The 13435-nt window shown below is 61.5% G+C and carries 12 protein-coding genes and 1 other RNA gene; 8 read left to right on the top strand and 5 right to left on the bottom strand.

The window, feature by feature from the left end; translation table 11 throughout:
- Positions 1 to 50 precede the first annotated feature (50 nt).
- The 4 genes from recR to ffs all read right to left on the bottom strand — a co-directional run bounded on the left by recR (position 51) and on the right by ffs (position 3609).
- Positions 51 to 662 carry a recombination mediator RecR gene (gene recR, locus ACS92L_RS02265; RefSeq protein ID WP_438766719.1) on the bottom strand — a complete coding sequence of 204 codons (612 nt, stop codon included), beginning with the start codon at positions 660 to 662 and terminating at the stop codon, positions 51 to 53.
- A gap of 14 nt (positions 663 to 676) precedes the next feature.
- Positions 677 to 1003 carry a YbaB/EbfC family nucleoid-associated protein gene (locus ACS92L_RS02260; RefSeq protein ID WP_438766718.1) on the bottom strand — a complete coding sequence of 109 codons (327 nt, stop codon included), beginning with the start codon at positions 1001 to 1003 and terminating at the stop codon, positions 677 to 679.
- 50 nt (positions 1004 to 1053) lie between these two features.
- Positions 1054 to 3255: a DNA polymerase III subunit gamma/tau gene (gene dnaX / locus ACS92L_RS02255; protein WP_438766717.1), complete on the bottom strand. Its 2202-nt coding sequence runs from the start codon at positions 3253 to 3255 to the stop codon at positions 1054 to 1056.
- A 257-nt stretch (positions 3256 to 3512) separates the two neighbouring features.
- Positions 3513 to 3609, bottom strand: an RNA gene (ffs, locus tag ACS92L_RS02250) — signal recognition particle sRNA small type.
- A 193-nt stretch (positions 3610 to 3802) separates the two neighbouring features.
- Here ffs and ACS92L_RS02245 point away from each other — a divergent pair.
- The 4 genes from ACS92L_RS02245 to ACS92L_RS02230 all read left to right on the top strand — a co-directional run bounded on the left by ACS92L_RS02245 (position 3803) and on the right by ACS92L_RS02230 (position 7783).
- Positions 3803 to 4471, top strand: a complete 669-nt coding sequence (locus ACS92L_RS02245) for a response regulator (RefSeq protein ID WP_438766715.1) — start codon at positions 3803 to 3805, stop codon at positions 4469 to 4471.
- A 3-nt stretch (positions 4472 to 4474) separates the two neighbouring features.
- A complete protein-coding gene (locus tag ACS92L_RS02240; protein ID WP_438766714.1) occupies positions 4475 to 5848 on the top strand; it encodes a sensor histidine kinase in 1374 nt (457 codons plus the stop codon).
- A complete protein-coding gene (locus ACS92L_RS02235) occupies positions 5845 to 6951 on the top strand; it encodes an ABC transporter substrate-binding protein (protein WP_438766713.1) in 1107 nt (368 codons plus the stop codon). Before ACS92L_RS02240 ends, ACS92L_RS02235 begins: the two co-directional genes overlap by 4 nt.
- A 70-nt stretch (positions 6952 to 7021) precedes the next feature.
- The gene (locus tag ACS92L_RS02230; protein ID WP_438768387.1) at positions 7022 to 7783 is read left to right on the top strand and encodes a TlyA family RNA methyltransferase; all 762 of its coding nucleotides are present in this window, start codon (positions 7022 to 7024) and stop codon (positions 7781 to 7783) included.
- 6 nt (positions 7784 to 7789) lie between these two features.
- Here ACS92L_RS02230 and mscK read toward each other — a convergent pair whose 3' ends face one another.
- Positions 7790 to 11188, bottom strand: a complete 3399-nt coding sequence (mscK, locus tag ACS92L_RS02225; RefSeq protein ID WP_438766711.1) for a mechanosensitive channel MscK — start codon at positions 11186 to 11188, stop codon at positions 7790 to 7792.
- 243 nt (positions 11189 to 11431) lie between these two features.
- Here mscK and ACS92L_RS02220 point away from each other — a divergent pair, with 243 nt between their 5' ends.
- The 4 genes from ACS92L_RS02220 to ACS92L_RS02205 all read left to right on the top strand — a co-directional run bounded on the left by ACS92L_RS02220 (position 11432) and on the right by ACS92L_RS02205 (position 13410).
- Positions 11432 to 12298 carry a phospholipase A gene (locus ACS92L_RS02220; RefSeq protein ID WP_438768385.1) on the top strand — a complete coding sequence of 289 codons (867 nt, stop codon included), beginning with the start codon at positions 11432 to 11434 and terminating at the stop codon, positions 12296 to 12298.
- Between the two features lie 92 nt (positions 12299 to 12390).
- Complete coding sequence (locus ACS92L_RS02215; RefSeq protein ID WP_438766710.1) at positions 12391 to 12717, top strand: DUF883 family protein; 327 nt, start codon at positions 12391 to 12393, stop codon at positions 12715 to 12717.
- Positions 12717 to 13142 (top strand): phage holin family protein, encoded by a 426-nt coding sequence (locus ACS92L_RS02210; RefSeq protein WP_438766709.1) that lies wholly within the window; start codon positions 12717 to 12719, stop codon positions 13140 to 13142. Before ACS92L_RS02215 ends, ACS92L_RS02210 begins: the two co-directional genes overlap by 1 nt.
- Positions 13129 to 13410, top strand: coding sequence for a YqjK family protein (locus tag ACS92L_RS02205; protein ID WP_438766707.1), 282 nt, complete (start codon positions 13129 to 13131; stop codon positions 13408 to 13410). The genes ACS92L_RS02210 and ACS92L_RS02205 overlap by 14 nt, the downstream gene beginning before the upstream one ends.
- Positions 13411 to 13435 lie beyond the last annotated feature (25 nt).

Genomic DNA, 13435 nt, shown 5'->3' with positions numbered 1-13435 from the left:
CGCATTCATGAGATACGCTCCCGGACGAACGCCTGTCATGACATCGATCGCTAGCCCTGCTCGCCAAAGGGCTGGCGCCCCATGAACGCGCGCGACAGCGTCCCGCCATCCACGTATTCGAGCTCGCCGCCCATGGGCACGCCGTAGGCCAGACGCGAACAGCGCACCCCCTGCGCCCGCAGTTGCTCGGCGATATAGTGCGCGGTCGCCTCGCCTTCCACGGTAGGATTGGTGGCGAGGATCATCTCTTCGGTCTGTCGCTGATGCACCAGCGCTTCAAGCTGATCGAGTCCCAGATCGCCCGGACCCACGCCATCGATGGGCGAGAGATGGCCATGCAGCACGAAATAGCGTCCGTGAAAGCCGCCGGCCTCCTCGATGGCCAGAAGATCCGCCGGCGATTCCACCACACACAGGGTGCGATCATCACGGCGGGTGTCCTCGCAGATGCTGCAAAGCCGGCTTTCCGTCAGGTTACGACAGCACTCGCAGTACCCTACTCTTTCAAGCGCCTCGCCCAGCACCTCTGCCAGCCGGCGCCCGCCTTCGCGGTCACGCTCCAGCAGGTGAAAGGCCATGCGCTGCGCCGTGCGGGGGCCAACGCCCGGCAGCACCCGCAGCGTTTCGAGCAAACGATCGATCAGCGGTGAAAATGTCGCCATGAATTGCGCGTATCCTAGAACGGCATCTTGAAGCCGGGTGGCAGGTTCATGCCTTCCGTGACTTCTTCCATTTTAGTGCGCGAGTTGACTTCCACCTTGCGCACGGCATCGTTGACCGCAGCTGCCAGCAGGTCTTCGAGAAATTCCTTCTCTTCCTGCATGATGGCCGGGTCGAGTTCAATCGATGTGACATCGTGACGACCGTTCATGGTGACCTTGACCATGCCGGCGCCGGATTCGCCATGCACTTCGGTGTCAGCAATTTCTTCCTGCACCTTTTGCATCTTGTCCTGCATTTCCTGAGCCTGCTTCATCAGGTTGCCCATGCCGCCTTTCATCATGATTGCCGTCCTCGAAAGTCGTTAAGTCAAAGCGTTATCGATAGCTGCGCTCAGCTACCGCCACTGGCGTCGTCCTGCTCGAACGAGGTCACGCTGCGCTCCAGCAGACGCGCACCGAAAACGTCCTGCAGGGACTGAATATGCGGGTCATCACGCAAGGCTTCAATGGCACGCTGCAATCGCGCCTTCTCGAGCCGGGCGCGGCGTCGTGCCGGGGTTTCGATGTGCTCATCGATTTCCCCCACCTCGATGGACACCCGGCGAGGCAGGCCATGCGCCATCAGGGCCTTCTCAAGACGCTCGCGGTGCACTTCTGCGTTCATGGCACTTTGTGAATGATGCAGCCACATGCCGAGTTGCTCACCATCATCATGGTGTACAACGCAGTTGGCCACCAGGTTGGCCGTCATGCCGGAAAGTCCCAGACCGGGAAAAAGCTCGAGCCAGCGCGCATTGTGAATCGGCGTGTGATCGGCCTCGACCGGCAGGGCGTGGCCGTTGCCTGACGGCGTTTCATTGCTGGCCGTTGGTGCCTGCGCCGTTTCCGACAAGGACGCATTGGGAGAAGAAACCTCCGGTGAGGATTCGCCGGCGAGCCCATCCACCATGGCCTCCAGCGCCCGGGCCTGACCGCCAGCGTGATCGCCGACCGCCTCATTCATGTACTCGTCGAGTGCATCGTCGTGTTCATCATCCCCGGCTTGTTCGTCCGGCGGCGGTGCCTTGTGGACGGGCTCGGCATCAAAAAGCGCCTGATGCGTGTCCGTGACTTCCGGCACGTCCGGGGTGACCGTGGGCTGAACGGTATCGGGTGGCGCGGTGTCGCCGGCCTCTTCGCTTAATGCCTCGCTGTAGGCGGCGCTCTCTGCCGCATCGGGGAGCGAGACCGCCGCGTCATCGTCGTTCCAGGGCGGCGCCGGCTCGGGGGCCGTCGAAGGCTCCATAGGGTGTGGCGGTTCGGCAGGTGCCGCCGAGATCGGTGCCACGACCGGTTCGCTTCGTTCCGGCGCCCGTGCGCCTTGTTCCGGCACCTGCGCCTGTGCGCCATCCGACGCGGACACGTTATCGGCAGGCGCCGGAGATGATGTGTTTTCATGACCGGCCGGTGATGGCGTCGACGACGCGGCCCCCTGAATCGGCAGTGGCTTGTGCTCCGGGGCCGGTGCGCCCTGTGGCCGGAAAGCGAGCATGCGCAGCAGCGTCATCTCCAGCGCCGTTCGCTGCTCCGGCGCGTTGTCCATATCGCCACGCCCGTTAAGCGCGATCTGGTAGTAAAGCTGCACGTCTTCGGGGGTGAAGTGTGCGGCGAGTGCGACCAGCGCCTCGCGATCCCCCTGGGCGTTATCAAGCGCTGCCGGCACCATCTGCGCGATGGCCAGACGGTGGAAGACACCGCACAGGGCATCCAGCACGCCGGCAAAGTCCGGCCCCTGTTCGGCCAGCTGGGCCACGCGTGCCAGCACATCGGCGGCGTCGCCCCCGGCCAGTGACTCGGCCAGCGCCAGAATCTGGCGATGATCGAGCGTACCGAGCATCGCGATGACGTCGTGTTCGCGCACTTCTCCATGCCCAAAGGCAATGGCCTGATCGGTCAGCGACATGGCATCGCGCATGGAACCATCGGCGGCGCGCCCTAAAAGCCAGAGCGCCGCGGTATCAAAGGCAGTCTGCTCTTGGGTGAGCACATGATCGAGATGATCAACAATGCGCTCGGGCGTCATGCGCTTGAGGGCGAACTGCAGACAGCGCGACAGTACCGTAACGGGCAGCTTTTGCGGGTCGGTGGTCGCCAGCAGAAAACGTACGTGCGGGGGCGGCTCTTCCAGCGTTTTCAACAGCGCATTGAAGCTGTGCGTTGACAGCATGTGCACCTCGTCGATGAGGTACACCTTGTAGCGCCCCTGGGTGGGCGCATACTGGACGTTATCAAGCAGCTCGCGGGTATCCTCGACGCGGGTACGCGAGGCCGCATCCACCTCGATCAGGTCGACGAATCGCCCCTGATCGATGTCCTGACAGGTTCGACACTGCCCGCACGGCAGTGAGGTGACGCCGGTTTCACAGTTCAGGCACTTGGCCAGGATACGAGCCAGCGTGGTCTTGCCCACTCCCCGCGTGCCGGTAAACAGATAGGCATGATGCAGTCGTCCCTGGTCAAGGGCATTGACCAGCGCCCGGCTGACATGCTCCTGCCCTATCAGCTCGTGAAATGTGCGCGGCCGCCATTTGCGGGCCAGTACCTGATAGCTCATGCAGCGCTATAGCCTGTAATCAAAGCGGTGGAGTGTCGACACATGGAAAGGGTCGTCGATCGGATGGCCAGAGCGCTCATTCTATCGACTGGACGCACACGCGCCAATCAATCCCTGCCACCGATCAGGGCAAGGACCCTGCGAGACGATATTGTTCGGACGCGACGTGAGATACAAGCGGATGCGATTTACCGGTCAGGGGACCGTTATCGGAAAAGGGTACTACGAGGAGAATCACTTCAGGAAAGGGTGGCGACCCTCAACAGCCACATCCCGGCACACGCATCCATCACTACCGTTGCTCCCTTCCGGGCCTGGCGGGGTTCGCGATATCGCGTTGCGAGAGGACCATCGAGGGTCACCATCACCGGATGTCAGGGCATGTTGTCTGCCGGCCGCTGGCCAGCCCCCGATCAACCGAGCGCGCATGGTATCAGCGGGCCTTCCCCATCGCAAGCGATGTCGATACGCAAACAGCACAGTCGTGATATACCAACCGTCCAGGGTAGACTGCCCCTTTTTTGCGTTTTGTCGCTGCGGAGCCTTCATGGCGCTACTGCTCATCGAGGATGACGTGCTGTTGGCACAGACTCTTGAAACCCTGCTGCGTGACCATGACGATAGGCTTGAGGTCATCACACGCGGTGATCACGCCTGCGATTATCTGACCACGCCCCGAAAGCTCGACCTGGTGATTCTGGATCTGAACCTGCCCCATCGCAGCGGCCTTGATGTGTTGACCACGCTGCGCCGGCACGATACGCGTACGCCCGTGCTGATTCTCACCGCCCGCGCCTCGGTCGAGGATCGCGTAGCGGGGCTGGATCTGGGTGGCGATGATTACCTGACCAAACCGTTCTCGCTCAGCGAGTTCGAAGCTCGGGTGCGCGCTCTTTTACGCCGCGCGCGCCCGGCAGCGGCCGACACCATCGAGCTGGGCCCGCTGACGCTGCACGTGCCGAGTCAGCGTCTCGAACTTGGCCGCACCCCGCTGGCACTGCCCACAAGAGAACAGCGCCTGCTGGCCTGCCTGTTGCGTCATGGCGAGCGGGTCATCAGTCGCGCTGATCTGATGCTCGAGGCCTTTGGCGGGGATGACACCCTGCGTGACAACGCCCTGGAGGTGTACGTACATCGCCTGCGCCGACGCCTTGAGGGCAGCGACCTTCGCATTCGTACCGTGCGCGGCCTGGGCTATCGTCTGGAACGACGCTGAGCCATGACGCCCTGTGCTCCTGGTCTTCATCGTCGTCTGCTGGGCGGGCTCTCCCTGCTGCTGCTGTTTACCTGCGTTTTGCTGCTGCTTCAGTCCTGGCACAGCGCACAGCGCAGTGCCGACCGCGCCAATGATCGCCTGCTTGCCTCGGCAGCACAGGTCATGAACGATCATGTGAGCTGGCGCGACGACCGGCTGTGGTTTGATGTGCCCGCCTCGGCACTGAACATGCTGGCCCCGCACGGCGACGAGCGCGTCTTTTATGCCCTTGTCGATCAAGCAGGTCACCGCGTCAGCGGCAATGCCGATCTTTCGACGCTGATGGCGCCCCTGCCACCACCGGGCACCTTCGAAGCCGGGCCTGCCAGTCTCGATGGCCTGTCGCTGCGCGTCGGCGCACTGGGCGCCCGGCTGACCGGCTGGCAGCACCGCGAACCCTATACCCTGTTGGTGGCCCATACGCTGGAGGCGCGACGCGCCATGACCCGGCAGCTTTTCCGCGACAGCAGCCTGCGACTGGCCGGCATTGTGGTGCTGGCACTGGCCGGGCTGTTGATAACGCTGCGTCTGGCCCTGAGCCCGCTGAACGCGCTGCGCACACGGCTCAAGGCCCGTTCGGCGCATGACCTCTCCCCGATCGATGTGGCCGTGCCGCGCGAGCTGGAAGAACTCCTCGCGGCCCTCAACGCCCTGCTGGCCCGGCAGCGTCAGGTGCGCGCTCACGAACAGCGCTTTATCGGTGACGCCTCCCACCAGCTGCGCACGCCGCTGGCCGGTATTGCAGCCAGTGCCGAACTGGCGCTTCGAAGTGATGACACAAATCACTGGCATCAGGCACTGCAGGAAATACAGACCGGCACACGTCGCGCGACCCGCCTGGCCGAACAGCTGCTGTCGCTGACCCGTCTTTATTCTCCGCAGGCGCCCGTGACGCGGTTACCGGTGGCGCTGGACACGCTGGCCCGCGAATCGCTGATCCGCTTTTTGCCCGCCGCCGACAGCGCCGGCATCGACCTGGGGCTTGCCGACCCCTGCCCGGCCCTGTCGGTGGCGGCCGACCACTGGCAGATTGAAGAAGCTCTGGGCAATCTGATCCACAATGCCCTGCGCTACGCCCGCAGCCGGGTCACCGTTGGGGTCAATGCCGCTACACAAGTGCTGTATGTCGAAGACGATGGTCCGGGCATCAGCGCTGCCGCTCAGACGGATGCCCTGCGACCGTTTCACCGCTGCGAAGAACAGGGCAGCGGCAGCGGCCTGGGACTGGCTATTGCCGATGGGGTGGCCCGCGCGCACGGCGGCCAGATCGTCATGCATCATCCGGTCGACGGTGATTTCATGATCGGTCTGCACCTGCCCGGAGCGCCCCGGCAATGACGAGGCTTTTTAACATCCTGCGACAGGCCGTATCGGCCGGGATACTGCTGGCATTGGCTGTAACTGCCAGCGCCGACAACGGACCGGTCTTATCCCCGGGCCATCTTCACTTGACGGGCAGCACCAGCGAGCGTCTCAACATTCAGGGCGTGGTGGAAACCGATATTCTGCGACCGGTACTCGAGGCCTTTCACCGGCGCTATCCGCAGATCACGCTGGACTATCGCGACGCCTCACGCGGCGATCGGCGAGATCCTGCTCTGGTGCCCGCCGACGTCGATCTGCTGATGTCCTCGGCCATGGCGCAGCAGTACCAGCTGGCCAACGCCGGCCTGGCCCTGCCGCTGGGTAACGGCGTTATCAATCCCGACTGGCCGCAGGATGCACGCTGGCGTGATGAGCTGGTCGGGCTGACCCATGAGCCGCTGGTGATGGTCTATCGCCGGGAGCTTGCCGACATTGCCCCACCACCGGTGGATCATGCGAGCCTGCTGGCGCTTTTGAATGGGAAACACACGGCCCTGAAAGGCCGTGTCGCTACTTACGACCCTGCTCGAAGCCCGACCGGCTTCATGGCGGTGGCTCAGGATGTGGCGCGCTCGCAGGAGGCGTGGACGCTGTTCGAAGCCATGGGAGCAGCCGATACCCGGCTGCTGGATGCCACGGCAGACATGCTTGAGGGCCTGATCGAGGGCCGCTATCTGATCGGCTACAACCTGATCGGCTCCTATGCTCGCCGCGCCGTTGAGGCTCACCCCGAGCTGGTGCTGCAGGTGCCTACCGATTACGCGCTGGCGCTGCAACGACTGGCCCTGATCCCGAAAACCGCCCCGCATCCCGAGACGGCTCGACGCTTTCTGGCCTTTATCACATCAAGCGAGGGACAGCAGATCATGACCAGCCAGACACCGCTGGGCAGCCCGCTTCTGACTTGCGAAAACACCAACAAGGGCGAGGCATCGCTTGAGCCGATTCAACTGACGCCAGGGCTTCTAGCGCTGATCGACCCGCTAAAGTATGAGGCGCTGCTGGATCGCTGGCAGACAATCTTTGGCCCCAATGATGCTCCGCTCCCGCGGGCCGTTGAAGGCGAGGTAGAATAAAGGTCTGAAAGGGTCTGCCAACGGCGCACGACCCACCACCCCTTGTATCGCAGGAATGACCATGAGCAGGATGTTACGTGTCGATCAGCTGCTGGTCGCCCAGGCGCTGGTTCGTTCACGCACGCGCGCCCAGCGCCTGATTCGCCACGGCCGGGTGCAACTGCTCGGCGAGGGCCCGCCGCGCACCCTGACCCGCCCCGGCGAAAAACTGTCCGAAGAGAGCCGGTTTCATGTCGTGGAAGACCCCGAAGAGCGCTACGTCTCACGCGCGGGACTCAAGCTCGAGGCGCTGCTTGCCGCCACGAACGTGACACTTGAAGGACGCACGCTGCTGGACGTGGGCCAGTCAACGGGCGGGTTTACCGACTGCCTGCTCCAGCACGGCGCCGCATGCGTGATCGGTATCGAGGTGGGTCACGACCAGCTGGACCCGCTGCTGCGTGAGGATCGCCGCGTGCAGTGTCTGGAGGGCGTCAACGCGCGTCGCCTGCCCATGGAGCACATCATGGCGCTGGCGCCCGAAGGGCTGGCAGGCGCCGTGATGGACGTTTCGTTCATTTCCCAGACGCTGATCGTGCCGGAGCTGGCTCGGTTGTTACCCGAAGGCGCGCATCTGCTCAGTCTGGTCAAGCCCCAGTTCGAGCTCTCCCCGGAGCAGATCGGCAGCGGCGGCATCGTGCGCGATGCGCGCCACTATGCGCAGGTCGAGACCCGCCTGCGCGCCTGCTGCGAGCAGACCGGCTTTACCCTGCAATACTGGGGCAAGAGCCCGATCACCGGCGGCGACGGCAATCGGGAGTTTTTGATGCACGCCATACGTCACCACGACTGATTCCGCTCAGGGCAGCTCACCGGGCGAAACATCGCCCGGATCCCCGTCGTGTGCGCTGCTGGCATGCGGTGATGGACGCCCGTCCTGCACTGCTCGCTGCTGTACGAGACGCTTTTCGCCCTCTTCGTTGTGCAGCCACACATCCATCTGCTGAAAGGCCACGCGCAGACCGCTGGTTCGAAACTCGGCATCAACCCGGCGGTTGATCTCGTCGGTAACCACCAGCCGGTCGATCAGCTCGTTGACGAACACTCGCAGCTCGAAGTTGAAGGCGTCCTGGCTGTAGGCCATGCAGAACACCTGCGGCTCGGGATCTGTCAGCACCTTCGGGTGCTCATCGGCAATGCGACGCAAAATCCGATGGGCCAGGTCAAGATCGCTGCCGTGAGACACCCCGAAGGTCAGTACCACGCGCGTGATGTTGTCACTCAGCGACCAGTTGATCAGCTGATCGATAACGAAGGTCTTGTTGGGGATGATGATCTCCTTGCGATCAAAATCCGTGACCGTGGTGGCACGAATGCGAATCCGGCTGACCGTGCCGTGCAGGTTGCCCAGCGTAATGGTGTCGCCAATACGGATGGGCCGTTCGAACAAAATGATCAGACCCGAAATGAAGTTGGCAAAAATCTCCTGCAACCCGAAACCCAGACCGAGGGACAGGGCGGCCACCAGCCACTGAAGCTTGTCCCAGGTCACGCCCAGCGTGCCCAGCGCGGCCACGATGCCACTGCCGACGATGGTGTAGGACAAAAGCGAGGTGACCGCATAGGCGCTGCCCTGCTTGAGATTGAGCCGGGAGAGCACCATGACCTCCAAAAGCCCCGGCAGGTTGCGCGCCATGATCATCATCAATCCAAGAATAAAAAGCGCCGTCAGCACATCGGCCAGCGTGACCACGTTGACGGCGCCACCGGCCGCATCGCCCTCCTCGATCTGACCGATGCTGACGTTATCGAGATAGGAAAGTACGCCCAGAAGATCGGCCCAGACCAGATACAGCACGCTGATAAAGATCAAAAACAGAATCAGCTTGGACAGGCGCAGCGACTGCTGGTTGACCTGCTCCATATCCAGCGGCGGCTCCTCGACCACCTCCACACCGCTTTCTGCAGCGCTGTCGCGCCCCTGGGCCCGACGACGCGTCACGGCGCGTCGATAGGCCAGACGTCTTGCCGCGACCGCCAGCCCCCTGACCACAGTGGCCTCCACCAAAAGCCACAGCGCCAGAATATAAAGCGTCAGAATAAAGCGCCCGCACAGGCGCAGCGCCGTATATTCGTAGCCAAAGAGGATCATGCCGATCAGCGCCAGCGGCACCATGGCAAGCGTGACACCCAGCAGCAGCCGGAAAAGACGCACGCCCATCCAGGGCACATGGGCAAGAATCAGACGCAGCATGAAAACGCTCATGCCCATCAGTCCCACCAGCATGATCAACAGCGCCAGCGGCTGTTCCGCCAGCCGGCTATCGGCCTGCTCGGCGATGCTTGCCACCACAACGACGGGCGCCACGCTGCAGCCCAGCCAGAAAATATTGCGTCGCAGCCGGTCAACGTAGGGCGCCGGCCAGTGGAAATGACGGGTCGCCACGCCATCCGGCACCAGCAGACGCCGGATAAGACCAAAGACCTGCAGCGCCAGCGCCAGCTGCAGCAGCGCCCGTCCCAGCGACACGGCAAAGCCCTCTCCCCCTAGCCACAGGGCAAGACCCACCGTCAAAAGCATCAGGGGAAGCGTTGAAGACAGCACCAGGTTGAGCACGATCGCCCGGGGAGTGTGCAGCTGCGTGTCGCGCTTGAGACGACCGATCTGGTTATGCAGCTCCAGCAGATAGGCCTTGATACGCCTTCGGAAAAAGGCCATCAGGCCGGCCACGATCAACAGCGGCACCACCAGCAGCGCCCGCGGCGAGGGCAGTACCCACAGCGATCCCAGCGTCTGAAGCCACTCTCCGCCCAGCAGCTGATCCCCCAGGCGCTCCGGGAGATCGGCCAGCCATGACAGCCCCAGCGGCTGCCCGTTGGCGACCCAGAACAGCTGCTCTTCGATGGTGTCGCGTACCGAGCGGCTGATGTCTAGAAGCTGCTGCTGGTTGAGCTGGACATCGATCGCCCGGCTCAGCAGATTGCCGTATTCCCGGTCGAGCTGATCAAGCAGATCACGGCGCATTTCCAGTGTCTGCAGTAACGCCTGATGTGCTCGAGCCGACAGAGGCTCTTCGCGTTCAAGCTGATCCTCGATATAGCGTGACGGGTTGGCCAGCGCCTGGCGCGACTGGCCGATATCGAACTGGCGCAGGCGCAGATCGCCGATTTCTTCCTGCAGACTGCGCTGATTCTCGACATTCGGCAGTGATCCACGCTGCTGGCGCAGCACGCGTGACAGCAAAAGACTGCCACGCAGGGCCTGAATCTGCTCGTTGAGCGTGCGCTCAACCTGACGCACCTGCTCAAGACGGGCCCGGGTGTTGATGCCATCGCGAATCATCGTATTGGCGCGATCCGTGGTGCGCAAAAGCTCCCGGGCCAGCGCCTGGTTCTGTGCACGGGCTTCATCTACCACAGGGTCGCTGATCCGGTCGTTGTCCCCCATGTGGGCAGCTTCGGCGATGGCCTGCTCGGAAGCATCCCGACGCTTTTGACTGATGGCTTCCTGCAGCACCAGCAGCGCGTTCTGGTTGATATCGATCTGGCGCACCAGAAGCTCGCGGTGCATCTGATTGACGTCACGCAAAATCGTACTGTTGGCGAGCTGGCGCTGGCCCAGCTCGATCCGGGCATCCAGCAGCGCCATACGCACATTGATGAGCTGGCGCCGTTCGCTGCTCGGCGCATCGCCATCGCCGGAATCCATCGAATCGCTGAGCTTTTGCTGCTCGCGGCGGGCATCGCTGATGGTGGCCTGCACCCGTTCCGGCAGGGTCTGAGCGCTGATCAGGGCGCGGTTGACCTCGCTGAGCTGCTCCTGCTGGCGCTTGAGATCCTCGAAGATGTTGCCCAGTCGCTGCTCGAGCTGTTCCAGCGAGCTGTTGCCAAGCGCCTCACTGTCCAGCAACTGGTCACTTTCCAGCCCCTGAAGCTGATTTTGATACTGGCGCCGCTGTCGGTCGGCCTGATTGACCCGATTTTCGAGGGCTGCCTGCTCCCTTTGCGTGTTTTCCAACGCCTCAAGCGCTTCAAGCGTTTTGTTCAGCGTCTCCAGCGCCTGCTGATCCGCCGCGCTGCGCGGTTCATTGCCTTCGAGCTGTTGTATCTGCTCATCAATGGACTGACGAGACGCCATCCCCTGCTCACCGGCCATCGCCCAGGGCGTTGCCAGCCACAGCATCAATACCATTAAAATCAACACGCCTCGGTATGCCGAGGCCTTGACGGGTGTTACCACGCTGGCCATACCCCACATGAACGAACATCTCTGGATTAGAACTTCCGGTGTAGACATAATATCGATCTACCTGGAAATAACTAAAACACTATCCGCCACTGCCGATAATCAAGGCCATCTCGACCGGGCCGCTGGTGTTATCAAACATGTCGAATTCAGGGCGCCATGATAAGCTCATCACGACGTCTGTCACCTCTGGAATGGATCTATATGACTCATTGTGTTCAACGTCTGGTAGTGAAGTCTTTGCTCGTGGGACTCATGACAGGCAGCGCGCTGGCCGGTGCCGCAGAAAACGATACCGATACCGTCGCCATGCAACGGGACAAGGAAAGAGAAGCGCTCGAGCGCCAAGCGACGATGAATCCGGTCGCGATCACGGTATACAAGCGTAATTACCTGATGCCCTACACCTATAACGCCCGGCCCAACGCCGATGCTTTCAGAGAAATTACCGAAGACAGCGATATTGACCGTGGCGAGGTAAAGTTCCAGTTCAGCGTCAAGGTAGGACTGATCGACGACGTTTTTGGTGATAACGGCGATCTCTATTTTGCCTACACCCAGCGCTCCTGGTGGCAGGCCTTCAATGGCGATGCCTCGTCACCTTTTCGCGAAACCAATTATGAGCCGGAACTTTTCATGAGTTTCGACAACAGCACAACGCTTGGCAGCTGGACCAATACGGCCAATCGTGTCGGCTTGGTCCATCAGTCCAACGGCCGCTCGGATCCGCTGTCACGCAGCTGGAACCGCATCTATGTCGATAGCATCTGGCAAACGGGCAACTGGACCGTTTCCGTGGCGCCCTTCTGGCGCATTCCCGAATCCGCAAACGACGATGACAATCCGGATATCGAAAATTACGTTGGCTATGCCGACATTACGACAAGTTATCTTTTCAGCAATCAGCATGAAATCAGCTGGCTTGCCCGTGGCAATCCGGCCAAGGGCAATTACGGCAATCAGATCGATTACTCGTTCCCGTTGCATGGCAAGATTCGCGGCTTTTTACAGTACTACGAAGGCTATGGGGAAAGTCTTATCGATTATAATCACTATAATCGCCGGATCGGCCTCGGCTTTTCGCTTAACACCTCATTTCTGGGTATCCCGGACACCATATAACGGCGTTAATCGACACATAATGTTTACGTTGATGCCAACGCCCAGGCTGCTATGATGATGAGGCAACTTTATTGTCAACGGAGGGACATAGCATGGCCATGAAGCCTATCAAGGGTAATGAAAACGAAAGCCAGGAGCAGCTGCGCGAGGATCTGCGTCAACTGTCCAGCACCATTGAGGAGTTGATGCACGCGACTGCCGACGACTCTCGTGAAAACGTGGCCCGCCTTCGTGAACGCGCAGAAGCCAAGCTCGTGGAAACTCGTGAGCGGCTGTCGGCCAGTGGCGAACGCGTTCGTCATCAGGCGCAGGACAGCATGGAATGCGCTGACGAATACGTGCGCAGCAACCCCTGGAAAAGTGTCGGCTATGGCGCAGCACTGGGTGTCGTGGTAGGCCTGATCCTCGGTCGCAGCTGATGTCTTCCGGTAGCGGCCCGGCCGAACGCATTATTCTGGTCGCCCGGCGTCTTCTACGAAATCTTCTGGATACCGGCGAGACGCGTCTGCGTCTTGCCGTTATAGAGCTTCAGGAAGAACGCGCCAGGCTCTTTTCTCTGCTGTTGCTCTCGGGCATCGCTCTGATGCTGTTTGCCTTTGGCATCGGCATGCTGATGCTGCTGATCATTGTGGCCTTCTGGCAGGACCATCGCCTGCTGGCCATCGGCATTGCAGCCGGCGTATTGATCCTTTCAGGTCTTCTCGTCGCCTTGCGTGTGCGCTCCATTTCGCGTGAGCCAAGCCTTTTGCGTTCAACGCTTGCACGCTTTAGCGAAGACAAGGAACTGCTGGATCAGACTCGTATCGACCACACCCGTGTGGGAGAACGCCATGAAGAAAGATGAACTGGCAGCCCGGCGCCATCGTTTTGAACAGCGCATCATGCAGGAGCGCCTTCAGATCACAAGCGCCGTGCGTGACTGGCGCGAAGCAACGGCCCCGATCGATCATGGCTGGCAGCAGATTACTCGTTACAAGGGCCCCATTCTGCTTGGCTCAGGACTTCTCGTTACCCTGTTGTCACGCAACAAGGGACGAGTCGGCCGACTGTTCAAGCGATCTGTCGTGGTTTATACGATGGCACGGCGCGCCAGAAAGATGATCGGTCGCTAGACATGATCATGTTGTTGCAACAACA

Origin of the sequence: Kushneria halocnemicola, from assembly GCF_965650455.1 — a bacterium.
GTDB lineage: Bacteria > Pseudomonadota > Gammaproteobacteria > Pseudomonadales > Halomonadaceae > Kushneria.
The sequence above is the reverse complement of the archived record's forward strand: the minus strand, read 5'-3'. Positions and strand labels throughout refer to the sequence as shown.

Coding starts and splice junctions, on each gene's coding strand:
- recR (WP_438766719.1), bottom strand. CDS start 662: ATGGCGACATTTTCACCGCTGATCGATCGTTTGCTCGAAACGCTGCGG.
- ACS92L_RS02260 (WP_438766718.1), bottom strand. CDS start 1,003: ATGATGAAAGGCGGCATGGGCAACCTGATGAAGCAGGCTCAGGAAATG.
- dnaX (WP_438766717.1), bottom strand. CDS start 3,255: ATGAGCTATCAGGTACTGGCCCGCAAATGGCGGCCGCGCACATTTCAC.
- ACS92L_RS02245 (WP_438766715.1), top strand. CDS start 3,803: ATGGCGCTACTGCTCATCGAGGATGACGTGCTGTTGGCACAGACTCTT.
- ACS92L_RS02240 (WP_438766714.1), top strand. CDS start 4,475: ATGACGCCCTGTGCTCCTGGTCTTCATCGTCGTCTGCTGGGCGGGCTC.
- ACS92L_RS02235 (WP_438766713.1), top strand. CDS start 5,845: ATGACGAGGCTTTTTAACATCCTGCGACAGGCCGTATCGGCCGGGATA.
- ACS92L_RS02230 (WP_438768387.1), top strand. CDS start 7,022: ATGTTACGTGTCGATCAGCTGCTGGTCGCCCAGGCGCTGGTTCGTTCA.
- mscK (WP_438766711.1), bottom strand. CDS start 11,188: ATGTGGGGTATGGCCAGCGTGGTAACACCCGTCAAGGCCTCGGCATAC.
- ACS92L_RS02220 (WP_438768385.1), top strand. CDS start 11,432: ATGACAGGCAGCGCGCTGGCCGGTGCCGCAGAAAACGATACCGATACC.
- ACS92L_RS02215 (WP_438766710.1), top strand. CDS start 12,391: ATGGCCATGAAGCCTATCAAGGGTAATGAAAACGAAAGCCAGGAGCAG.
- ACS92L_RS02210 (WP_438766709.1), top strand. CDS start 12,717: ATGTCTTCCGGTAGCGGCCCGGCCGAACGCATTATTCTGGTCGCCCGG.
- ACS92L_RS02205 (WP_438766707.1), top strand. CDS start 13,129: ATGAAGAAAGATGAACTGGCAGCCCGGCGCCATCGTTTTGAACAGCGC.